The sequence below is a fragment of the Rhodococcus sp. DN22 genome, from assembly GCF_036669995.1.
Lineage (GTDB): Bacteria > Actinomycetota > Actinomycetes > Mycobacteriales > Mycobacteriaceae > Rhodococcus_F > Rhodococcus_F erythropolis.
In genome coordinates this window covers 1,821,727-1,842,183 of the sequence record NZ_CP133326.1, presented here as the reverse complement: position 1 = coordinate 1,842,183, position 20,457 = coordinate 1,821,727, and the positions used below count along the sequence as shown (strand labels likewise).

Annotated in this window: 24 protein-coding genes and 4 tRNA genes; 5 read left to right on the top strand and 23 right to left on the bottom strand. The window is 63.2% G+C overall.

Features of this window, described 5'->3' with window-relative positions; all coding sequences use genetic code 11:
* Window positions 1-207: 207 nt before the first annotated feature.
* The 14 genes from rplL to RA302_RS08570 all read right to left on the bottom strand — a co-directional run bounded on the left by rplL (window position 208) and on the right by RA302_RS08570 (window position 7,436).
* The gene (gene rplL, locus RA302_RS08635; protein WP_003941857.1) at window positions 208-594 is read right to left on the bottom strand and encodes a 50S ribosomal protein L7/L12; all 387 of its coding nucleotides are present in this window, start codon (window positions 592-594) and stop codon (window positions 208-210) included.
* A gap of 78 nt (window positions 595-672) precedes the next feature.
* A complete protein-coding gene (gene rplJ, locus RA302_RS08630) occupies window positions 673-1,257 on the bottom strand; it encodes a 50S ribosomal protein L10 (RefSeq protein ID WP_003942074.1) in 585 nt (194 codons plus the stop codon).
* A 436-nt stretch (window positions 1,258-1,693) separates the two neighbouring features.
* Window positions 1,694-2,386, bottom strand: a complete 693-nt coding sequence (locus tag RA302_RS08625; protein WP_019744313.1) for a hypothetical protein — start codon at window positions 2,384-2,386, stop codon at window positions 1,694-1,696.
* A 152-nt stretch (window positions 2,387-2,538) separates the two neighbouring features.
* On the bottom strand, window positions 2,539-3,258 hold the full coding sequence (rplA, locus tag RA302_RS08620) for a 50S ribosomal protein L1 (RefSeq protein ID WP_003941982.1): 720 nt from the start codon (window positions 3,256-3,258) through the stop codon (window positions 2,539-2,541).
* Window positions 3,259-3,367: 109 nt separating this feature from the next.
* A complete protein-coding gene (rplK, locus tag RA302_RS08615; protein ID WP_003941896.1) occupies window positions 3,368-3,802 on the bottom strand; it encodes a 50S ribosomal protein L11 in 435 nt (144 codons plus the stop codon).
* A gap of 66 nt (window positions 3,803-3,868) precedes the next feature.
* The gene (nusG, locus tag RA302_RS08610) at window positions 3,869-4,705 is read right to left on the bottom strand and encodes a transcription termination/antitermination protein NusG (protein ID WP_003942049.1); all 837 of its coding nucleotides are present in this window, start codon (window positions 4,703-4,705) and stop codon (window positions 3,869-3,871) included.
* A gap of 84 nt (window positions 4,706-4,789) precedes the next feature.
* Complete coding sequence (gene secE, locus RA302_RS08605) at window positions 4,790-5,293, bottom strand: preprotein translocase subunit SecE (protein WP_020968963.1); 504 nt, start codon at window positions 5,291-5,293, stop codon at window positions 4,790-4,792.
* 31 nt (window positions 5,294-5,324) lie between these two features.
* Window positions 5,325-5,397, bottom strand: a tRNA-Trp gene (locus tag RA302_RS08600).
* 173 nt (window positions 5,398-5,570) lie between these two features.
* Window positions 5,571-5,996 (bottom strand): (3R)-hydroxyacyl-ACP dehydratase subunit HadB, encoded by a 426-nt coding sequence (gene hadB / locus RA302_RS08595; protein WP_003941909.1) that lies wholly within the window; start codon window positions 5,994-5,996, stop codon window positions 5,571-5,573.
* Window positions 5,983-6,537 (bottom strand): (3R)-hydroxyacyl-ACP dehydratase subunit HadA, encoded by a 555-nt coding sequence (hadA, locus tag RA302_RS08590; RefSeq protein WP_019744315.1) that lies wholly within the window; start codon window positions 6,535-6,537, stop codon window positions 5,983-5,985. The genes hadB and hadA overlap by 14 nt, the downstream gene beginning before the upstream one ends.
* Window positions 6,538-6,623: 86 nt before the next feature.
* The gene (rpmG, locus tag RA302_RS08585) at window positions 6,624-6,791 is read right to left on the bottom strand and encodes a 50S ribosomal protein L33 (RefSeq protein ID WP_003941903.1); all 168 of its coding nucleotides are present in this window, start codon (window positions 6,789-6,791) and stop codon (window positions 6,624-6,626) included.
* 61 nt (window positions 6,792-6,852) lie between these two features.
* Window positions 6,853-6,925, bottom strand: a tRNA-Met gene (locus tag RA302_RS08580).
* A gap of 45 nt (window positions 6,926-6,970) precedes the next feature.
* Window positions 6,971-7,043, bottom strand: a tRNA-Thr gene (locus tag RA302_RS08575).
* Window positions 7,044-7,353: 310 nt separating this feature from the next.
* Window positions 7,354-7,436 (bottom strand) — tRNA-Tyr (locus RA302_RS08570).
* Window positions 7,437-7,660: 224 nt separating this feature from the next.
* Between RA302_RS08570 and RA302_RS08565 the strand changes: the two genes are divergently transcribed.
* Entirely contained in the window at window positions 7,661-8,152 is a 492-nt protein-coding gene (locus RA302_RS08565; RefSeq protein WP_003941854.1) for a YajQ family cyclic di-GMP-binding protein, read from the top strand.
* Between the two features lie 70 nt (window positions 8,153-8,222).
* On the opposite strand, the gene htpX is transcribed toward RA302_RS08565, so the two are convergent.
* Window positions 8,223-9,086 carry a zinc metalloprotease HtpX gene (gene htpX, locus RA302_RS08560; RefSeq protein WP_029254860.1) on the bottom strand — a complete coding sequence of 288 codons (864 nt, stop codon included), beginning with the start codon at window positions 9,084-9,086 and terminating at the stop codon, window positions 8,223-8,225.
* A gap of 135 nt (window positions 9,087-9,221) precedes the next feature.
* Window positions 9,222-10,271: a polyprenyl synthetase family protein gene (locus RA302_RS08555; RefSeq protein ID WP_336505181.1), complete on the bottom strand. Its 1,050-nt coding sequence runs from the start codon at window positions 10,269-10,271 to the stop codon at window positions 9,222-9,224.
* Window positions 10,272-10,369: 98 nt separating this feature from the next.
* On the opposite strand from RA302_RS08555, the gene RA302_RS08550 reads away from it, so the two are divergent.
* Window positions 10,370-11,638, top strand: a complete 1,269-nt coding sequence (locus RA302_RS08550) for a geranylgeranyl reductase family protein (protein ID WP_020906816.1) — start codon at window positions 10,370-10,372, stop codon at window positions 11,636-11,638.
* A 55-nt stretch (window positions 11,639-11,693) separates the two neighbouring features.
* Here RA302_RS08550 and RA302_RS08545 read toward each other — a convergent pair whose 3' ends face one another.
* From RA302_RS08545 to menD, 4 genes are all read right to left on the bottom strand, one after another.
* Window positions 11,694-12,392: a demethylmenaquinone methyltransferase gene (locus tag RA302_RS08545; protein WP_003941879.1), complete on the bottom strand. Its 699-nt coding sequence runs from the start codon at window positions 12,390-12,392 to the stop codon at window positions 11,694-11,696.
* Window positions 12,393-12,429: 37 nt separating this feature from the next.
* Window positions 12,430-13,575 carry a glycosyltransferase family 1 protein gene (locus RA302_RS08540; RefSeq protein WP_211917858.1) on the bottom strand — a complete coding sequence of 382 codons (1,146 nt, stop codon included), beginning with the start codon at window positions 13,573-13,575 and terminating at the stop codon, window positions 12,430-12,432.
* Between the two features lie 68 nt (window positions 13,576-13,643).
* The gene (locus RA302_RS08535) at window positions 13,644-14,087 is read right to left on the bottom strand and encodes a DUF3592 domain-containing protein (RefSeq protein WP_020968960.1); all 444 of its coding nucleotides are present in this window, start codon (window positions 14,085-14,087) and stop codon (window positions 13,644-13,646) included.
* Window positions 14,084-15,697 (bottom strand): 2-succinyl-5-enolpyruvyl-6-hydroxy-3-cyclohexene-1-carboxylic-acid synthase, encoded by a 1,614-nt coding sequence (gene menD / locus RA302_RS08530; RefSeq protein WP_338480175.1) that lies wholly within the window; start codon window positions 15,695-15,697, stop codon window positions 14,084-14,086. The genes RA302_RS08535 and menD overlap by 4 nt, the downstream gene beginning before the upstream one ends.
* 68 nt (window positions 15,698-15,765) lie before the next feature.
* Between menD and RA302_RS08525 the strand changes: the two genes are divergently transcribed.
* A complete protein-coding gene (locus tag RA302_RS08525; RefSeq protein ID WP_021343457.1) occupies window positions 15,766-16,368 on the top strand; it encodes a flavin reductase family protein in 603 nt (200 codons plus the stop codon).
* A gap of 58 nt (window positions 16,369-16,426) precedes the next feature.
* Entirely contained in the window at window positions 16,427-17,254 is an 828-nt protein-coding gene (locus RA302_RS08520) for a siderophore-interacting protein (RefSeq protein WP_020968957.1), read from the top strand.
* Window positions 17,255-17,320: 66 nt separating this feature from the next.
* On the opposite strand, the gene RA302_RS08515 is transcribed toward RA302_RS08520, so the two are convergent.
* The 3 genes from RA302_RS08515 to RA302_RS08505 are packed head-to-tail and all read right to left on the bottom strand — an operon-like array spanning window position 17,321 to window position 19,457.
* Window positions 17,321-17,767 carry a hypothetical protein gene (locus RA302_RS08515; protein WP_003941973.1) on the bottom strand — a complete coding sequence of 149 codons (447 nt, stop codon included), beginning with the start codon at window positions 17,765-17,767 and terminating at the stop codon, window positions 17,321-17,323.
* Between the two features lie 48 nt (window positions 17,768-17,815).
* Window positions 17,816-18,811 carry an o-succinylbenzoate synthase gene (locus tag RA302_RS08510; RefSeq protein ID WP_060939061.1) on the bottom strand — a complete coding sequence of 332 codons (996 nt, stop codon included), beginning with the start codon at window positions 18,809-18,811 and terminating at the stop codon, window positions 17,816-17,818.
* Between the two features lies 1 nt (window position 18,812).
* The gene (locus RA302_RS08505; protein ID WP_024487302.1) at window positions 18,813-19,457 is read right to left on the bottom strand and encodes a PaaI family thioesterase; all 645 of its coding nucleotides are present in this window, start codon (window positions 19,455-19,457) and stop codon (window positions 18,813-18,815) included.
* Between the two features lie 83 nt (window positions 19,458-19,540).
* Between RA302_RS08505 and RA302_RS08500 the strand changes: the two genes are divergently transcribed.
* Complete coding sequence (locus RA302_RS08500) at window positions 19,541-20,434, top strand: 1,4-dihydroxy-2-naphthoyl-CoA synthase (RefSeq protein WP_024487301.1); 894 nt, start codon at window positions 19,541-19,543, stop codon at window positions 20,432-20,434.
* The last annotated feature ends 23 nt before the right edge of the window (window positions 20,435-20,457 follow it).

Sequence of the window (20,457 nt, the reverse complement as noted above, 5' to 3'; positions counted from 1 at the left end):
ATCGCATGGGAGTGGTACCCGTGACTGCGAATACTACTAACGAGTAGGGAAGAAGCATAATTCAGGTCACAGCCTAGTTCGGGCACCCCTCCCACCTGCATGGATTCCGACATATCACCCGCGAAAAAAGTTCAAAAAAAGAGGGCCACTCCCCGTGGGGAGTGGCCCTCTTCGTTACTACTCGCGAAGAGCAGCGGGAAAACCGTCTTACTTGATGACGATCTTTGCGCCGGCAGCTTCGAGCTTTTCCTTGGCAGCCTCTGCGGCGTCCTTGGCAACCTTCTCGAGGATGGCCTTCGGAGCGCTCTCGACGAGGTCCTTGGCTTCCTTCAGGCCGAGGCCGGAAACGACCTCACGGACGACCTTGATGACCTGGATCTTCTTGTCGCCAGCCGACTCGAGGACGACGTCGAACTCGTCCTGCTCTTCAGCAGCTTCTGCGCCGGCAGCCGGTGCGCCTGCAGCGGCGACGGCGACGGGAGCAGCAGCGGTGACCTCGAAGGTCTCCTCGAATGCCTTAACGAACTCCGAGAGCTCGAGGAGGGTGAGCTCCTTGAACTGGTCCAACAACTCTTCGGTGCTGAGCTTCGCCATTGTGGCGGTCCTTCCTGTAAGTCCCATGTCGCTGATCCGCGACCGGGCGGGGTTATAGCAGTGATGCGCGGGTGCGGATCAGCTTTCGGCTTCGGCCTCGGCCGGAGCCTCGGTGGCAGCCTCTGCGGGGGCCTCTGCGGCTCCGCCTTCTGCGGCCTTCTTCTCCTGCAGGGCAGCGGCCAAACGGGCCATCTGCGAAGCGGGAGCATTGAACAGGCCTGCGGCCTTTGCCAAGTTGCCCTTCATCGCGCCGGCAAGCTTTGCCAACAGGATTTCGCGGGATTCGAGATCCGCGATCTTGTTGACCTCTTCCACGGACAGCGCAGCGCCGTCCATGTAGCCGCCCTTGATGATGAGCGCCTTGTTGTCCTTAGCGAAGTTCTTCAGAGCCTTCGCAGCGTCGACCGGTTCGCCCTTGATGAATGCAATGGCGGTCGGACCAACGAACAGGTCATCAAGGCCCTCGATGCCAGCCTCTGCGGCGGCACGCTTGACCAGGGTGTTCTTGGCGACGGAGTAGGTGGCACCTTCTCCGAGAGCGCGTCGCAGTGTCGTGATGTTGCCAACCGAAAGGCCACGGTATTCCGTGACCACAGCGGCGGTCGAACCCTTGAACTGCTCGGTGATTTCCGCAACTGCGGAAACCTTCTCAGGCTTTGCCATACTTCGCCTCCTCTCGTGACAGTCGTTGTCCCACTCAGGAACCGCTGCACCTCATCGGGGTGAACCCGAGAAGACACAGTCCGCGACATGCAAAACGCCCCGGCGCAAGCGCACGGGGCGTACAGAGGAAACATGAAGAAGAGGCTTACGAATCAGCGTAACGATGCAACGCAAAGCAGTGCATAACCAGGCAAACTGTAGAACCACTACATCAAGCTATCCCCCTACCTCGTTCACCTACGTGGGCCGCCGGGCATTCCCGGACTTTCAACCACACTCATTACTGAGTGCAATCACCAACGGTCTTGGGTAGAACATGATTTTGGGGTGAAGTTCATATCCAGCACTGAACTCCGCGTCGAAGACTACCTGACTGCTCGCTGCATAACCAAATCGGGTTCGTCACGCAGCTGGTTTCTTCAAGCACCCGGTTTCTTCAAGCACCGATGGCCCTGGCGATCTTGTGTTCGATCTCTGCCCGAGCTCGGTCCGGCAGCACCAGCAGCCCGTCGAGTTCCTTGTGAGCCTTCCGATACGCACTCTGACGTTCCTGTGGCGTCGCGCCATCGTCCATGGCCAGGCGCAGCAGACGTTGCGCCCTTACCAGGCGCTCTTGTTCGTCGAGGGTGAATCCGCTCCGTCGGCGACGCTTCGCCTCCGCTTCCGCGATCTCGAAGGCGATCGAGTAAGCGTGCACCGCCTCGCGGTACTCGGTTTGTGCCTGCTGGTTGCCGATCATCGTCTCCGGATTGCCTGGACGGAGCAGATCGGCCCGATATTTGGCTCGATGAAAATCGGCCGTCAAAGGCTCACGCATGTCCGTCATCATCGGAGTGTCGAGCAGTGTGACCGGATCGAGCTCGTACGAGAACCATCGGGCGTCGACCGCATCGTGCTGCTCGATGGCCTTGGCCAGCTCTCGGCGCTGTGTTTCTTCGTCGGCGTGATGTTGTGCGTTGGCCTGCGCGATGGCGACCTTGGTCTCCTGCTTGAGCCGGAAGCGCTCTTGCCGGCGCTCGATCCGCCTTTCGTTGGCAACCGCGACACCTTTCAGCGCCCCACCGATGGTGCCGCCGAAAACGAAGATCAGCCACCAAAAGTTTCCGAGGAACTGGAACGCTTCGTGCATACCCCGATGATGCCACCGTTAGATCGATACCACCGTTGGATCGATACCACCGTTGGACCGGTACCACCGGCAGGGATCACCCTCTCCCGAAACAGACAAGAAGGCCGGCAGGGAGTGATCCCTGCCGGCCTTCTTGTTCGTATGCGGACTGCTTACGCGTCTGCAGCATCCTCGAGGAGGTTGCGAGTACGGTTCGGATCCACCGGGATGCCCGGACCGGTGGTGGTCGAGACCGTGATCTTCTTCACGTAGCGACCCTTGGCCGACGAGGGCTTCGCACGCAGGATCTCGTCCAGGGCTGCGCCGTAGTTCTCCACCAGCTTCTCATCGTCGAACGATGCCTTGCCGATGACGAAGTGCAGGTTGGCCTGCTTGTCGACGCGGAAGTTGATCTTTCCGCCCTTGATGTCGTTGACAGCCTTGGTGACATCCGCCGTGACGGTGCCCGTCTTCGGGTTCGGCATCAGGCCACGCGGTCCGAGGACACGGGCGATGCGGCCGACCTTGGCCATCTGATCAGGAGTCGCGATTGCGGCGTCGAAATCGACCCATCCACCCTGGATGCGCTCGATCAGGTCTTCTGCACCGACTACGTCAGCGCCTGCAGCCTCGGCTTCTGCTGCCTTCTCGCCAACAGCGAACACGATGACGCGAGCGGTCTTACCGGTGCCGTGGGGCAGGTTGACCGTTCCGCGGACCATCTGGTCAGCCTTACGGGGGTCGACGCCCAGACGAACTGCAACCTCAACGGTTGCATCCATCTTGGTGGACGACGTCTCCTTGGCGAGCTTTGCAGCCTGAAGCGGGCTGTAGAGCTTGTCTGCGTCGATCTTCTCAGCGGCGGCGAGGTACGCCTTGCTGCGCTTTGCCATTTGTTCTGTCCTTACTTATCACTGCAGCGAATTACCTGTGCAGTGGTGAATGGTTCAGTTGTGGTCGGGGCCTGGCCGGCCCTCCCACGTAGTGCTGTGGAGCGGACTATTAGCCCTGGACCGTGATGCCCATGGAACGAGCGGTGCCGGCGATGATCTTCGCGGCCTGCTCGATGTCATTGGCATTGAGGTCTTCAGCCTTGGTCTTCGCGATTTCGCGCACCTGATCCATGGTCACCGAGGCAACCTTGGTCTTGTGCGGTTCGCCGGAGCCCTTGGCGACGCCGGCTGCCTTGAGGAGCAGCTTGGCGGCGGGAGGGGTCTTCAGCTTGAAATCGAAGGTCCGGTCTTCGTAGACCGAGATCTCGACCGGCACAACGTTGCCGCGCTGGGACTCAGTCGCCGCGTTGTAGGCCTTGCAGAACTCCATGATGTTCACGCCGTGCTGACCGAGCGCGGGACCCACGGGAGGTGCAGGGTTAGCCTGACCTGCCTGGATCTGCAGCTTGATGAGCCCGGCGAGCTTCTTCTTCTTTGGGGGCATCTCTAGTTCCTAGTTTCTAGCTTGGGTGTGTGTCTTGCGTCGAACAAATTGCAAGTTTTGGGGTGGTCAGATCTTCGCGACCTGGTTGAAGTTGAGCTCAACCGGGGTTTCACGACCGAAGATCGACACGAGAACCTTGAGCTTCTGCTGCTCGCCGTTGACCTCGCTGATGCTGGCCGGAAGGGTTGCGAACGGGCCGTCCATGACGGTGACCGACTCGCCGACCTCGAAGTCGACCTCGATGAGGGGCTTGCCGAAGGACTCGGACGGTGCCTCGCCTGCTGCGACGGCGGCCGCTGCAGCCTGCTGCTTCTTCTGCTCCTGCTGCGGGAGCAGGAACTTGACGACCTCGTTGAGGGTCAGCGGCGAGGGACGCGACGTGGCACCGACAAAACCGGTGACGCCAGGCGTGTTGCGCACTGCGCCCCACGACTCGTCGTTGAGCTCCATGCGAACGAGGATGTATCCGGGCAGAACCTTGCGATTGACCTGCTTGCGCTGGCCGTTCTTGATCTCGGTGACCTCTTCGGTGGGAACTTCCACCTGGAAGATGTAGTCACCGACGTCGAGGTTCTGAACGCGAGTCTCGAGGTTGGTCTTGACCTTGTTCTCGTAACCGGCGTACGAGTGGATGACGTACCAGTCACCCGGGGCGCGACGCAGCGCAGCCTTGAGTTCGGCAACGGGATCCTCGACCTCGAGCTCGGCGGCGGGAGCGGCCTCGTCGGAGTTCTCGGCATCGTCGGAGATGACGTCCTCGGTCGCTGCAGCGTCTGCATCAGTGCCTTCGGCAACGTCTGCATCGGTGCCTTCGGCAACCACGACGTCTACTTCGGCTGCCGCCTCGGCAGAAACACGCTCTTCGGCCAAAGCCTCATTCGTGTCGTTCTCGGGGGTGCTCACTGGGGCACTCGCTTCCTCTCGTTACTCGGACCCGGGTCGGGTCTTGTCGCGCTCGCAGGCAAAGACGCCCGACTGCTACGGCGATCAGCCGAACAGCCAGGTGACACCCTTGATCACAGCGATATCGACGCCGCTGATGAAAGCGACCATGAAGACCACGAACGTCAGCACGACGCTGGTGTAGGTGATCATCTGCTTGCGGTTCGGCCAGATGACCTTACGGAGTTCTGCGATGACCTCGCGGAAGAATTTGCGCAGGCGCTTGAAGATGTTGTCCTTCTTCGCCTTGGGCTTCTTGCCGGGGTTCGTTGCAGTCGGCTTGGCCGAAGATGTCCGGGATGCCGTCCGGGCCGGAGTCTTCACGGTGGACGCGCTGACCGAGGCGCCGCGTGCAGCGCGCTTGCCGGTCGGCTTGTTGGAAACCCCACTGGATGCGGAGGGAGCCTTCTCGGCACCGTCCTTGTCCAACGACAGATCGGAACGCGTAGTCGCGTCAGCTGCAGTGTCGTCGACACCGGTCGAATCGGCAGACGTTGAAGTCTCCGCATCCGAAGTGTCGGCGTCGCGCTTGGCGCGCTCCTCGCTCACGTCGTTCCTCTCAGTCGCTGGCATCCGGGGGCAGGGGCGACAGGACTTGAACCTGCAACCTGCGGTTTTGGAGACCGCTGCTCTGCCAGTTGAGCTACGCCCCTTTGGTTGACATCGACAGGTGGACCCTGCCTGAATCAACCGTTCTGCGATCACACAACATACGCGCTACCCGAGGTGAATGTCTTGCAACATTCAGGGCAGCGCGCAGCGCTGAGGAATCCCAGAAATCTCAGTGTACTTCAAAGCCCCGGAACAAACACAATCCGCCCTGCGATCAGGCTAGACGGACCGTGGCGGTGGCACGACCGAAGATCTTCTTACCTTCGGACTTGGCCACGATTGCCAGTACTGCGGTCTTGCTTTCTTCGTCGATCGACTTCACCTTGGCGGTGAACTCGATCTCGGCAGCCTTGTCGGCTGCCACGATCACCGGGCTCGTGAACCGTACGTTGTACTCGGTCACTGCGCCCGGATCCCCCAGCCATTCGGTGACGTAGCCGGCACCGATGCCCATGGAGAGCATGCCGTGCGCGACGACGTCCGGCAAGCCGGCAAGTCGTGCGACCTCGTCACTGAAGTGAATCGGATTGGGATCTCCCGAAACACCCGCGTAGTTGGCGAGGTTTCCACGCGTCAGGGTGACGGACTTCTCGGGGAGAAGTTCGCCGACACTCACGTCGGAAAATTTACGAAGCGACATGCATCATCACGTCCTTGACTGCGTGGGCGATGTTCTCGTCCACTTCCCCACCCGTTCGAGCAACAAGCGTTGTCCACGTGGTGACAACTGCTTCGTCGTTCTGATCGGTGATGATGTTCTTGGTCACGATGATGTCGCTACCTGCGGCCTGCCTGAACGAATCCAGGAAAACATCGCAGAAGAGTCGGTCACCGACCTGCATGGGCTTGTGCAGCACCAGTCGCTGATCGGTCTGAAGAATCTGACTCAAGTCGTAGCCTGTGACGATCTCTTCGAACAGACGTCGCTGAGCAATGGCACCCACGATGGCGACGAACGTAATGGGAGCAATCAGGCCGTCGTATCCGAGGCCTTTGGCTGCCGATTCGTCGTAGTGCGCAGGATGCGCGTCCTGGACGGCGCGAGCGAACTCGCGCACCTTCTCGCGTCCGACCTCGTAGAAGTCTTCGACACGATAGTGGTGACCGACCATCTGGACGGCATGAGCGGCCGGGTCCGTAGGGACCTCGGCCGCTGCCTGGTTCTCTTGCAAATCTGTCACGCGGTGAGACTCTCTTCTAGCTAGGACCCGAAGACGCAGGCCCCGAGAGGGTCTTCCGCGAAAATCGTCGTCCTGTTAAGGACTTACTACTTCGACTCGCGATGCGACTGGTGGGTTCCGCAGTTGGGGCAGAACTTCTTGAGCTCCAGGCGATCGGGGTCGTTGCGCCGATTCTTCTTGGTGATGTAGTTGCGGTGCTTGCATACCTCGCAGGCCAAGGTGATCTTGGGCCGAACGTCGGTCGAGGAGGCCACGGGATGCCTTCTTTCGGGTGTATCTGATTACGAGCAATCAGGGTGGATCATGCATATTGTGTAGCGGTGACCGGACTTGAACCGGCGACGCAACGATTATGAGTCGTTTGCTCTACCAACTGAGCTACACCGCCTCGGTGTCGAGTGTCGCGCGGAAAGCACGGCACCACAATCCAGCGAGCCCCCTAACGGAATCGAACCGTTGACCTTTTCCTTACCATGGAAACGCTCTACCGACTGAGCTAAGGGGGCGTGGCTCAGGAGTGCGTTGCCGCTCTCTTGAAGCCTCCGAAAGATTACACACGAACGAGCGCCAGCACCAAATCCGCTGGTCATCGGGGCAAAAATGGTGCCGGAGCCCATTGTTGCACCGATCGGGGCCGCTGGCGAGGGCTTTGCGGGAACCAAGTTGACCCCGCACTCCCCCGAAGGCATCCCCAGAAGCACTCCCGAGGCCCCTGAGCCACAGCCGCGCTGGCGTCACCAACGCCCACCCGACCTCGGAACAAGCACAAAAAAGTCAGCCCCGACTCTCGTAAAGAGAATCGGGGCTGACTTGGTGTGGCAGATGTAGGATTCGAACCTACGTAGGCATAAGCCGACGGATTTACAGTCCGCTCCCATTGGCCGCTCGGGCAATCTGCCGTGCTTGCACCAGGCTTCGATCCGGCGCATTCGCAAGTATATCGCGACGTGCGGCGGCCGAAAACGGCTTCCTCGGTGCGGTGAGAAGAATACAACGAACACACCCCCATTTTGCAAACCGGGTGGTAACGGGCGGTGCCGACCCGATAACGTCGAGGTGTCCACCGGTATGGAAGGTGGGCAGAACTCGATGTTCGTGAACTACCGGAAAGCGGGAGTGTGAAGTGGCTGATTCGTCCTTCGACGTGGTGAGCAAGGTTGACCGTCAAGAGGTGGACAACGCCCTGCATCAGGCTGCCAAGGAGTTGACCACGCGTTTCGACTTCCGAAACACGGGAGCGTCGATCGAGTGGTCTGGTGAAGAGACGATCACGTTGAACGCCGACACCGAGGAGCGACTGCTGGCCGCCCTCGACGTGTTCAAGGAGAAGTTGATCCGTCGTGACATCTCGCTGAAGGCATTCGATGCCGGCGAGCCGGCGCAGTCCGGAAAGATCTACAAGCTGTCCGGAACCTTGGTCCAGGGCATCAGCAGCGAGAACGCGAAGAAGATCACCAAGAAGATTCGCGACGAGGGCCCCAAGGGCGTCAAGGCGCAGATCCAGGGTGAGGAACTTCGTGTGAGCAGCAAGAAGCGCGACGACCTCCAGGGCGTCATCTCCCTGCTCAAGGGTGAGGACTTCGGGATCGCCCTGCAGTTCGTGAACTACCGGTAGTAGAGGCTGCGCCCCTGTGCGCGGTTAAGGAGTCCTGGGACTACCTAACCGCGCACAGGGGCCGAAGGCCCTACATCCCGGCCATCTTCTCCAAACGCTCGATCCGGTCCGCCATGGGCGGATGCGTCGAGAACAGCTTGCTCACCTTGTCCCCCGCTCTGAAGGGGTTGGCAATCATCAGGTGGGACTGCGCCGCGAGCTTGGGCTCAGGCGGCAACGGCGCGGCTGCCACGCCCGACTCGAGCTTGCGCAGCGCCGACGCCAACGCCAATGGGTCACCGGTGAGCTCGGCTCCCGATTGATCAGCCTGATACTCGCGAGAGCGCGAAACGGCCAGCTTGACCACGGTTGCCGCGATCGGTCCCAGTAGGGAGACGAGCAGCAAGGCGATCGGATTACTTCCCTGCCCGTTCCCTCGGCCACCGAAGATGCTCGCGTACATCGCGAAGTTGGCCAGGCCAGAGATGACGCTGGCCATCGCGCCGGCCACGGACGAGATCAAAATGTCCCGGTTGTAGACGTGGGAGAGTTCGTGCCCGAGTACGGCGCGCAGTTCGCGTTCGTTCAGGATCTGCATGATGCCGCTGGTCACGCACACCGCGGCGTGACGAGGGCTACGACCGGTGGCAAACGCGTTCGGGGCGTTCGTGGGGCTGATGTACAGCCTGGGCATCGGTTGGTGCGCCGTCGTGGCGAGTTCGCGCACGATCCGGTAGATCGCCGGTGCCTCGACCTCGGTGATGGGCTGGGCGCGCATCGATCGAAGCGCCAGCTTGTCGCTGTTGAAGTAGACGTAGGCATTCATGCCGACGGCAAACAGAACGGACCCCCACAGAAGGAACGGGCTGTTGAACAGCGAGCCGATGAAGACGATCAGCGCCGACATCCCCACCAACAACCCGAATGTCTTCGCACCGTTCGCGTAGCCGTGCAAACTGCTCACCTCTTGCCTCGCTGGAGCCGAAGGCTCACCCGAACTCCCGGCGTATGCACCGGTTCTGTTCAGTCAACGAAGGACAGGGTCATCAGGGTTCCCACCCAGGGTCGTCAGGGTTTCACCCCAGGTGCGTCAGCCGACTCGTTCGATCGTGTAGTCCACGAGGCGCACGAGCGCTTCGTTCGCCGGTCCCTGCGGGAGCTCGGCCAACTGGGCCTTTGCCGAGACTGCGTACTCGCCCAGCTTTGCCTTCGCCTTGACCATGCCCGGCGAACGCTCGAGCAGTTCGAGAGCTTCTTCTACCAGTGCGTCTTCGGTGACCGGGCCCGTGAGCAGCTCCCGCAGGCGATCTGCGTCGGCTCCTTCTTCGCGGAACGCGTACAGGACGGGCAGGGTGTGGACACCCTCGCGCAGGTCGGTGCCCGGAGTCTTTCCGGACTGCGCCGATACGGACGAGATGTCGATGATGTCGTCGGAGATCTGGAACGCGGTGCCGACGGCGTCACCCAGGCGCTCGAGGCGCTCGATGTGAGCTGCGTCGGCGCCGGAGAAGGTGCCGCCGAATCGTCCGGATGCAGCGATGAGCGATCCGGTCTTCTCCCACACGACCTTGAGGTAATGCTCGACCGGATCCTGTTCCTTCTTGACGCCGATCGTCTCGCGCATCTGGCCGGTGACCAGTTCTGCAAAGGTTTCGGCGATGATCCGAACGGCTTCAGGTCCGAGCGTCGATACCAGGCGTGATGCGTGCGCGAACAGATAGTCGCCGGCCAGGATCGCCACGCTGTTTCCCCAGCGGGCGTTGGCGCTGGGTGCTCCGCGCCGCATGGACGCCTCGTCCATGACGTCGTCGTGATAGAGCGTCGCCAGGTGAACGAGTTCGGTGACAGTCGCTGCGGTGATGATCGACGGATCGTTCGGCACCGGTCCGAGTTGCGCGGTCAGGATCGTGAACAACGGACGGAAGCGCTTTCCACCGGCTCGCGCGAGATGCAGCGCGGCCTCGGTGAGGAAGTCTTCGCCGTCGGACAGCTCGCTGACCAACAACTCCTCGACATCGGAGAGTCCACCACGCACTACTGCGGCGAGCTGTTCGTCGCCCAGGTCGATGCCTGCAACGACGGTGCTCGATGCGGTTGCGTCGGCAGCAGTCTTTTCGGTGCTCACGATGTCAGTACCCATTCCTGTCGTCAGTGACGGCTCGGTTCCCACGGTAGTGAACCTAGCGGTTCGCACTCGGGACGGCCTCGCCACGGTGGCGATCGCGAGCCTGGGAAGATGTGAGTGTGTCCGTAGAAGAGCAGTCCCCCGTCGTCGATTCGCTTCCGGCCGAAACCGACATTGTGGTCATCGGCGCAGGTCCCGCGGGTTCTTCGGCCGCGGCATGGGCCGCCCGCAGTGGCCGAGACGTCGTGCTGGTGGACGCTGCCGTGTTCCCGCGAGACAAGACTTGTGGTGATGGACTCACTCCGCGCGCCGTGGCCGAACTGGATCTCCTCGGCCTCGGCGAGTGGGTTCGGTCACATACGACGAACAAGGGACTACGGTTGTCCGGCTTCGGCCAAGAACTCGAACTCGAGTGGCCAGGGACGTCGTTCCCGCCGATCGGCAGTGCGATCCCCCGGACCGAACTCGACGACGCCATTCGCCGGTGCGCCGTCGAATCCGGCGCGGTCATGGTCGAGGGCACCAAGGCCGTCGACGTCGAACTCGACGGTGATCGAGTAGCCGCCGTCGTACTCGCCGGCCCCTCGGGACGCAGCACTCTTCGTTGCCGGACGCTGATCATCGCCGACGGCGTTCGCTCGACGCTCGGCAAGAAGCTGGGACGGCAGTGGCACCGGGACACCGCGTACGGCGTCGCGGCACGCGCTTACGTCGCGACGCCGCGCAGCGCCGATCCGTGGATCACCTCGCATCTGGAACTGCGGGACGCCGAGGGCACGTTGCAGGCGGGGTACGGCTGGATCTTCCCGCTCGGCACCGGCGAGGTGAACATCGGCGTCGGGACACTGGCGACATCCAAGCGCCCGGCGCCGGGTGCCCTGCGTCCCTTGCTCGACTTGTACACCGACCAGCGCCGAAGCGAGTGGCAGTGGAGCAGCGAAATTCATTCCGTCGCTTCGGCTTTGCTACCCATGGGCGGCGCCGTCTCCAACATCGCCGGACGCAACTGGGCCGTGATCGGCGACGCCGCAGCGTGCGTGAACCCGCTCAACGGTGAGGGCATCGACTACGGCCTCGAAGGCGGACGTCTGGTGGTCGAACAGCTCGGCGCCGACGACCTCACGGAGCTGTGGCCGACCGTGCTTCGGGAGCATTACGGGCAGGCATTCTCGGTCGCGCGCCGGCTCGCAGGCCTGCTGACGGTTCCGCAATTCCTGCCCGCCTCGGGCCCGATCGCGATGCGCTCACGGGCACTGATGACGGTCGCCGTTCGGGTGATGGGAAACCTCGTCACCGACGCCGACGCCGATCTGACGGCGAAGGCATGGCGTGCGTCGGGGGCCGCGTCGAGAAAGATCGACTCCCGGCCGTTGTTCGGTTGAGCAAGTGCTGTGCGCCTTTATTAACCGCCGGGGGTTAATAAAGGCGCACAGCAGTTCAGGCAGTGGCGTAATGCAGCGCCACGATGCCGCCGGTGAGGTTGCGCCACTTGACGTTCTTCCACCCGGCAGCCTCGATCTTGCGTGCCAGCTCTTCCTGGGTCGGCCAGGCGCGGATCGATTCGGCGAGGTAGACGTAGGCGTCGGGGTTGCTGCTGACGGTGCGTGCGACCTGCGGGAGCGCCTTCATGAGGTACTCCATGTAGACCGTGCGGAAGGGCCCGAAGACGGGCGTCGAGAACTCGCTGACGACGAGACGTCCGCCCGGCTTGGTGACGCGGGCGATCTCGCGCAGTCCGGCTTCGAAGTCGGAGACGTTGCGCAGGCCGAAGGAAATCGTCGCGGCATCGAACACGTTGTCGGCATAGGGCAGGTACATCGCGTCACCTGCGACCATCGGAACTTTGCGCGAGATTCCGGCCTTGAGCATTCCCTTGGAGAAATCGGTGGCGACGCACCAGGCACCGGAGCGCCCCAGTTCGACGGTCGAGACTCCGGTGCCGGCGGCGAGGTCGAGTACCTTCTCTCCCGGCTTGAGGTCGAGGGCTTCGCGGGTGGCCTTGCGCCAACCCTTGTCCTGGCCGAAGGACAGCACGGTGTTGGTGAGGTCGTATCGCTCCGCGACGTCGTCGAACATCGACGCGACTTCGTGCGGTTGCTTCTCGAGAGTTGCTCGGGTTCCGTGTGTAGTGGCCACACCCGAAACGCTACCAACCCTCGGGCAGCGAGGGCGTTCAGGCTGCTCTGGCACCCGTTCGCCACCCGAGGCCCTGCACGTCCTCGTAGTGACGGAGCAACTCTTCGCAGATTGCCGGCCAGGTCCGGTGCAGCACCGAGCGCCTCGCCGCGGAGCCGAACTGCACCCGCAGATCACGCTGACGAAGTGCGTCGACTGCGCTTGGCAGGAGTTCGGTGAACCTGTCCGTCGGCAGGAGGTAGCCGTTGCGGCAATGCGAGATCAGGTCACGTGGTCCGCCGGCGTCCGGTCCGACGACAGGTACACCGCTCGCGAGGGCTTCCTGAACCGCCTGGCAGAAGGTCTCGTGCTCGCCGGGGTGAACGAATACGTCCAGGCTCGCATAGGCGTCGGCCAGCGCGGTACCGCCGAGTTGTCCGGTGAAGATCGCATCCGGCATCAGTCGTCGTAGGTTCTCGCGATCCGGACCGTCTCCGACGATCACGATCTGCACGCTGGGATCGGCCGCCAGCACGGCCAGTCGCTCGACATGCTTTTCGGGCGCGAGGCGACCGACGAAGCCGACCACCAACCTGTCGCTGTCGCCGATCCACGAATGCCGCAACGCCGAGCTACGACGCGAAGGTGCGAATCGTTGTGCGTCGACGCCGCGGGCCCACCGGTGCACGCGCGGAATTCCGTGCTCTTCGAGGGCGTCGACTGCCGACGTGGAGGGTGCAAGGGTCCTGTTGCAGCTCTTGTGGATTCGACGGGTCCACGCCCACGCGGCGCGACTGGTGACGCCGAGACCGTAGCTTTCGGCAAATCCGGCGACGTCGGTCTGGTAAACCGCGACGGTGGGTATCGCGAGCCGCTTGGCGACGGCCACTCCCCCGGCGCCGAGCAGGAACGGCGACGCCAGATGGACGACGTCGGGCGCGAAGGTCCGCACGGCCGTCGTCAGACGCGGTTGTGGCAGGCCGACGGGGAGTGAACTGACTTTGGGCACCATGACGGCGGGCACCCGAACCACCTGAACACCTTCGTGTTCGGTGGCGGCAGAGGTGTCGGATCCGACAGTGTCCGGCGCAATGACCATGGCGTCGTGGCCAGTGCGATCGAGGTGTTCGAGCACGCGTAGTACCGAGTTGGTGACGCCGTTCATGTTGGGCAGGAATGACTCCGCAACGATGGCTACTCTCACACCGAGAACGGTGACAGGGCCAGGAAAAGTCCACGTCATGTTCGTGTGAAGTTCCGGCGAAGCGCGAACTAACTCGAGGCGACCGGCGCCGATCCCGGAGCTCCCGCTTCCCGCTTGCGCAGGTACCAGATCGACGGTCCAGCCAGGAGCCACGTCACGACGATCACCGATCCCGCCGGGATCAGCGCCACCGTCGCGTTGCGTCCCGCTACCCGGACCAAATCAGGGTCGGCTTTGGAGTACTCCACCTCGATGCGTTGTCCCACAGTCAGATTGGTGGGGTAGAGCACGCCGAGTTCAGGGTTGTGATTCGCGCCGTCCGGTGTCACGAAGCTGATCGCCGAACGTAGCGAGCCTGCCGAGAGCACCTCGGCGGTTGCGGTCCCCATGTTCGATTCGATGGTCCGATCGTTGCGCCAGGCACCGAGAACCAGGATCACCGCGAGCACCGAAATGCCGACCGCAACCACGAGTACGCCGATGCGGAAGCGCCGCAGAACCGTTTGCGTCACAGCTGTGCTCGCACGGAAGCGTGGAGTTCGCGCAGTCCACTGCGATCTGTCGCGACTTCGAGCACACGAATGCCGTTTGCGGGTTGCGCCAGCGTCGTTGCCAGGGCGTCGACGGTGACGGCTGCGTGCGGCACGCGGTAGGCCGCGCACAGCGCAGCGAGGTCCATGCCGTGCGGTGTTCCGAACACTCGCTCGAAGACGCCGGCGTACTGCGGGTCGCCTTGTTCGAGGAGTTCGAAGATGCCGCCGCCGTCGTCGTTGGCCACGACGATGGTGAGGTCGCTCGGCCTCGGCTCACCGGTCCCGATCAGCAGCCCGGACGCGTCGTGCAGGAAGGTCAGGTCGCCCATGAGAGCGACGGTCCGGCCGCCCTCGTATGCCAGTGCGGCACCGACCGCCGCCGAGACGGTGCCGTCGATACCTGCGACCCCGCGATTGGACAGCACCCGCACGGCGGGCTTGGAATAGCTCACGAGGGCCGCGTCGCGAACGGGGTTGGACGCGCCGAGCAGAAGCTGGTCGCCGTCCGCGAGTGCATCCATCACGGCAGCTGCCACGTGCAGGCCGGTGGCTTTGGGGTGGGCGTCGAGTTGCTTGCGGACGGCAGTTTCGGCGTGTTCGGTCAGCGCGGCGCAGCGTGCGATCCAGGCGGGATCGGGCGTCCCGGTGACCACTGCCCTGGTTCCGGTGGCGAGCACGTTGCCGGATACGTCGGGCCAGCGCGGCCCGGTGGTCAGCGCGTAGACGTCGACGCTCGGGTCGGCCAAAACCTTCGAGACCTGACGATGCAACGTCGGGCGGCCGGTGATGATCGCCTGCTTGGGCTTGAGTTGTGAGAGCGCGAGTGGATGCAGTGCGATCCCGTGCATCGGAGCCGTCGGCTCGGCCACCGTCGGCAGGCCGGCCAGCTCAGGCCGAAGTGCGCTGCCGTGTCCGGAAATGACCACCGTATCGGCGGTGAGGTCCAGATCGACCGGAACATCGAGCGTCGCGTTCTGCGTGGTGGTCCAGGCTGCACCGCCTGGACGGCCCTCCGGAACCGGGCCATGGACGTGCACGTCCGGCACCAGCGGCTCTCGGAGCGGGATGTCGAAATGCACCGGACCCGCGTTTCCGGATCTGGTTCCGCGGGCAGCGGCGAGGACCCGGCAGACCGCCGAGCGCCACTGGCTGTTCTGCGTCGAATCGTCTTCGGCCAAGCCCAGGCTGATGGTTGCGCGAACCTGACTGCCGAAGAGCCCGAGCTGCTCGACGGTCTGGTTGGCGCCGGTGCCGAGCATCTCGTAAGGCCGGTTGGCGCTCAGGACCACCAGCGGCACTCGCGCATAGTTCGACTCGAGGACAGCAGGTCCGAGATTCGCGACGGCGGTCCCGGAGGTCATCACGATGGGGACCGGTCGTTTCCCGGCGATTGCCAGTCCGAGTGCCAGAAAGCCTGCTGTCCGCTCGTCGATCCGCATGTGCAGACGCAACCGGCCGTCGAGATCGGCGGCCTGGAGGGCAAATGCGAGGGGCGCGTTGCGAGAGCCTGGACACAGCACGACTTCACGCACGCCACCACGAACCAGTTCGTCGACGACGGCTGTGGCTTGTGCAGTGGACGGATTCACGCCTTCAAGAGTGTCAGATGTTCGGGTGCAAGCATGCCCAGGGGCGGGGACAGCGGCATTATGTGTGGGTGCGCACACTCTTCGATCCAGCCGAGCTCGAACCCCGCCGGTTCTATCAGTTACTCACCGCTTCGGTGGTCCCCCGGCCGATTGCCTGGGTGTCCACCCTGTCGGCGGACGGCGTCGGCAATCTGGCTCCGTACAGCTTTTTCACCGTGGCAAGTTCGGCGCCGCCGATCGTGCAGTTCACGTCGGTCGGACGCAAGGACAGTCTGCGCAACATCGAAGCGACCGGCGAATTCGTGATCAACCTGGCGACCGCCACGCTCGCAGACGTGGTGAACAAGAGTTCGGCCTTCTACGACGCCGAGGCCGACGAATTTCTCGAGTTGAACATCCGTAGCGAACCGAGCGAGCGGGTTCGCCCCGTCCGGGTCGCCGACTCCCCGATCGCCATCGAATGCACGCTTCACCAGGTCATCGAGGTCGGTAATTCATTTGTCGTGATGGGAAATGTGGTCGCGGTCGCAGTACGTCCCGAGGCTGTCGCCGACGACGGGTTACCGGACTTCGCGGCAATCGCACCGATGAGCCGACTTGGCCGAGCGCAGTGGGGTCTTCCTCCCGAAGTCGTCGAAAAGGACAGACCCACCACTCCACACCGGCCGTAAATCAGGTTAGGGTTACCTGATTAGGTACGAGTAACAGCTAATCAGGGAGCAACCAGTCATGGCCAAGCGCGCCAAGTTCGTGAAACCGGCCTCACGCAGCATTGTGTCGGCGCAGGTCGTGGCGAACAAACGAATCAGCCCGAGCTTCATCCGAGTGACCATTGCCGGCGAAGAGCTGTCCACCATCGCACCGATGGGTGCCGATCAGTGGTTCCGCATGTTCATCCCGCAGGTCGGCCAGAGCGAACTCCGGTTGCCGAGCGCGGCAAGCAATCTCTGGTACGCGCAGTACCTGTTGATGTCCAAGGACACGCGACCGGTCGTGCGCAACTACACGATTCGCGCCTACCGTGCTGCCGGATCCGGTCTCTTCGGTGAGACCACGGAGATCGACATCGACTTCGCCTATCACGGCGACATCGGCCCGGCATCCGCGTGGGCGGACACCGCGTCGACCGGCGACAATGTCGCCCTCCTCGACGAAGGCTGCATCTACAACCCCACACCCGAGGCCAAGTGGCAACTGCTCGTCGGCGACGAGAGCGCACTTCCGGCGATCATCGGCATTCTGGAAACCGCGCCGGCAGACCTGCGTGCCGAGGTCTTCGTCGAGATTCCGAACATCGAAGACAAGCAAGACATTCCGGAGTTGGCGAACGTCAACGTGCATTGGCTCGTTCGCGAGGACGAACACGCAACGCCGGGTGTTCTGACCCTCGAGACCGTCCGCGCCGCCGAACTGCCCGAGGGGCCGTCCTACACGTTTGTCGCCGGCGAACAGGCACTCACCACCGGGCTGCGTCGGCATCTCGTGAACGACCGAAAGTTCGCCAAGACGGACATCACCTTCACCGGCTTCTGGCGCCACGGACATTCGGCTCACTGACAAACGAATGCAAAAAAACGAGCGGCCCGGGAGAAACTCCCGGGCCGCTCGTTGTCTTACGTTCGCTTATGCAGCGTGCTTCTGGATCACATCGCCCAGACGCGGCAGAGCTGCAGTCACATGCTTCTTGGCCGAACCGCGCAGCTTCGAGTACATCGACTTGACGACGGCCTTGTCGCTACCTTCGATACGCTCGTCCGTCACCTCGAGGAGGGAATCGGCAACCGCGTCACCGCGGGCGCTGATGAAATCGGCGAAGCTGCCTTCACCGGAAGCCGAGAATTCCTGCCAGTACGGCTCGAGCTTTGCCACGAAAGCCGGCAGAAGCGCGGTGACGGCGTCCGGCACGATGGACGGGCTCACCTTCTTGACCGCGCCGTAGCCACCCTTGAGAGCCAGCCCTGAGGCCCCCGACTTATCCGAAACCTCTGCGTCGATCAAGGTCTGCACGTCCGCGACGACCGCGGGAACCCGTGATTCCTCGAGCAGGGTTTCGTTCAGAGCTGCAACCACTTTCGATCCCTTCATTCTTCACTGATGTTCATCAGGTCGCGCCCGAGACTATACGAAATTCGGCAGGTCTCTACTGCCGAGTATCCGATGGCAGCGCCTGGCCCTCTCCAACCACCAGTCGCGCCGGTCCGCGGGCGCGGCCAGCGTCTCGAGCAGAACCGGATCAGGCTCGACGGCACCAACGGACAAAGCGCCGTCGACGGCTGCTCCGGTGACCGCGATATCCCGGACGAACAGGCCGCCCGTGCCGAGGCCGCAGGCAAACGGAAGCCTGGGCAAGGCTGCCGCGGCCGCCAGTCCCGCGGACATCCCCACAGCCGTGTCCAGCGCACTCGATACCACCACCGGCACCCCGTAGTCCGCCAGCTGCGCCGACAGCGCCACCACAGCACGCATTCCGCCCAGCGGGGGCACCTTCACGACGGCTACGTCCGCTCCCCCGGCTCGTACGACGCGCAACGGGTCCTCGGCACGGCGAATGCTCTCGTCTGCAGCGATCCGCACACCGGTCCCCGCGGCGCGGACGCTGACCAGTTCCTCGACGCTTGCACACGGCTGCTCCGCATATTCGAGTTCACCGTCTTCGGTGATCGCTCGCAAAGCCGTGATCGCCTCGTCCACACTCCACCCGCCGTTGGCGTCGACGCGCACGTTCGGGATGTGCCGACGCACCTCGTTCACCCGGGCGACGTCCTGCGCCAACGACTGCCCCTTCTCGGCGACCTTGACCTTGGCGGTCCGGGCCCCGGGGAAGCGCTCCAACAATTGCGGAACGGTAGAGGCGTCGATCGCCGGCACGGTGGCGTTGACGGGAACGGCGTGACGAAGCGCAGGCGGCGGACCCAGCCACGCCGCCTCGATCCCGGCGAGCAACCACTGCGACGCCTCGTCGTCGTCGTACTCGACGAACGGTGCGAATTCTCCCCACCCGGCCGGGCCACGAACGAGCAGAGCCTCACGAGTCGTGATGCCGCGAAAGCGAACTCGCATCGGCAGCGCGAGCACCACGGCGTCCGAGATCAGATCGTCGAACGAGGGGAACATCTCAGGGCTGTCCTGGAAGCAGTTCGATCATGAGCGCCTCACCGTCGGCGAGGAGCTTGCCGTCGAGGTCGGTCAGGCGTGCGCTGACAAAGGTCTTGCGACCCTCGACCCGATCCACCTTCCCTTCGATCACCAGTTGCGTGTTGAGCGGAGTGATCGCACGGTAGTTGATGTGGAGGTAGCCGGTCCGGGAAATCGGACGACCACCCGCGTGGACCGTCATCCCGAAGACGTCGTCGAACAGCAAGGGCAGGACGCCGCCGTGAGCGGCACCGTTGCCGCCCAGGTGGTAGCGGCGGAAGACGCCGGTACTGCGGACTCCTTCGGTGTCGAACTTCTCGACCATCCACGGGAGCATGAGGAGGCTGCCGCGTCCGGGCAGTTGGATGTTCGAGCCCGCGGGCGACTTGCCCTCCGGCACCTCGTACGGAGTCAACCGATCGGCAAGCTCCTCGGCCTGCGTAGCGATGTCAGCGAGTACGTCGTCGGGAACATTGGTCGAGACGGCAAGGTCCTGCAACCTGCGCATCGCTTCGACGAAGCGGCCGAAGTCCGGACCTGCAGGAGTGTGCCGGAACCGTGGAAATCCGCCCCGCTTCTCACCGTCTGTGACGATCTCCGTGCCGTCTGCGGTTTGTTCGCTCATGACCTGCACGTTAGCGCGCCCGGGAACGTGTTCTACCTCAGGCATCCGTTAGACACGCGAGGCGTGCCTCTATCGTGACTGAGGTGACCTTCAACCCGCAGCTCTGGCGCCCTGTTCCCGGATTCGAGAACCTCACCGACATCACGTACCACCGGCACGTCAGTCAAGGCACCGTTCGCGTCGCCTTCGACCGACCGGAAGTACGTAATGCGTTCCGCCCGCACACCGTCGACGAGTTGTACCGCGCGCTCGATCACGCCCGTATGACCTCCGACGTGGGAGCGGTCCTGCTCACCGGCAACGGACCGAGCGAGAAGGACGGCGGCTGGGCGTTCTGCTCGGGCGGAGACCAGCGCATCCGTGGCCGCAGTGGCTACCAGTACGCCGAAGGTGAAACGGCGGACACCGTCGACAAAGCACGCGCCGGACGCCTTCACATCCTCGAGGTCCAGCGCCTGATCCGCTTCATGCCGAAGGTCGTGATCTGCCTGGTCAACGGTTGGGCTGCGGGCGGCGGTCACAGCCTGCACGTGGTGTGCGACCTGACGCTCGCCAGCCGCGAGCACGCACGGTTCAAGCAGACCGACGCCGACGTCGGAAGCTTCGACGGCGGCTACGGCAGCGCCTATCTGGCAAAGATGGTGGGCCAGAAGTTCGCTCGCGAGATCTTCTTCCTGGGTGAGACGTACACCGCCGAGGAAATGCATCAGATGGGCGCGGTCAACAAGGTTGTCGACCACGCGGAACTCGAAAACGTCGCGATCGACTGGGCAGGCAAGATCAACGGCAAGTCGCCGCAGGCACAGCGGATGCTCAAGTACGCGTTCAACCTGCAGGACGACGGGTTGGTCGGCCAGCAGCTGTTCGCCGGTGAGGCAACACGTTTGGCGTACATGACCGACGAGGCCGTCGAGGGTCGCGACTCGTTCCTCGAAAAGCGTGATCCCGATTGGTCACCATATCCCTGGTACTTCTGAGACAGTAGGTGCGAGAGGGAGGT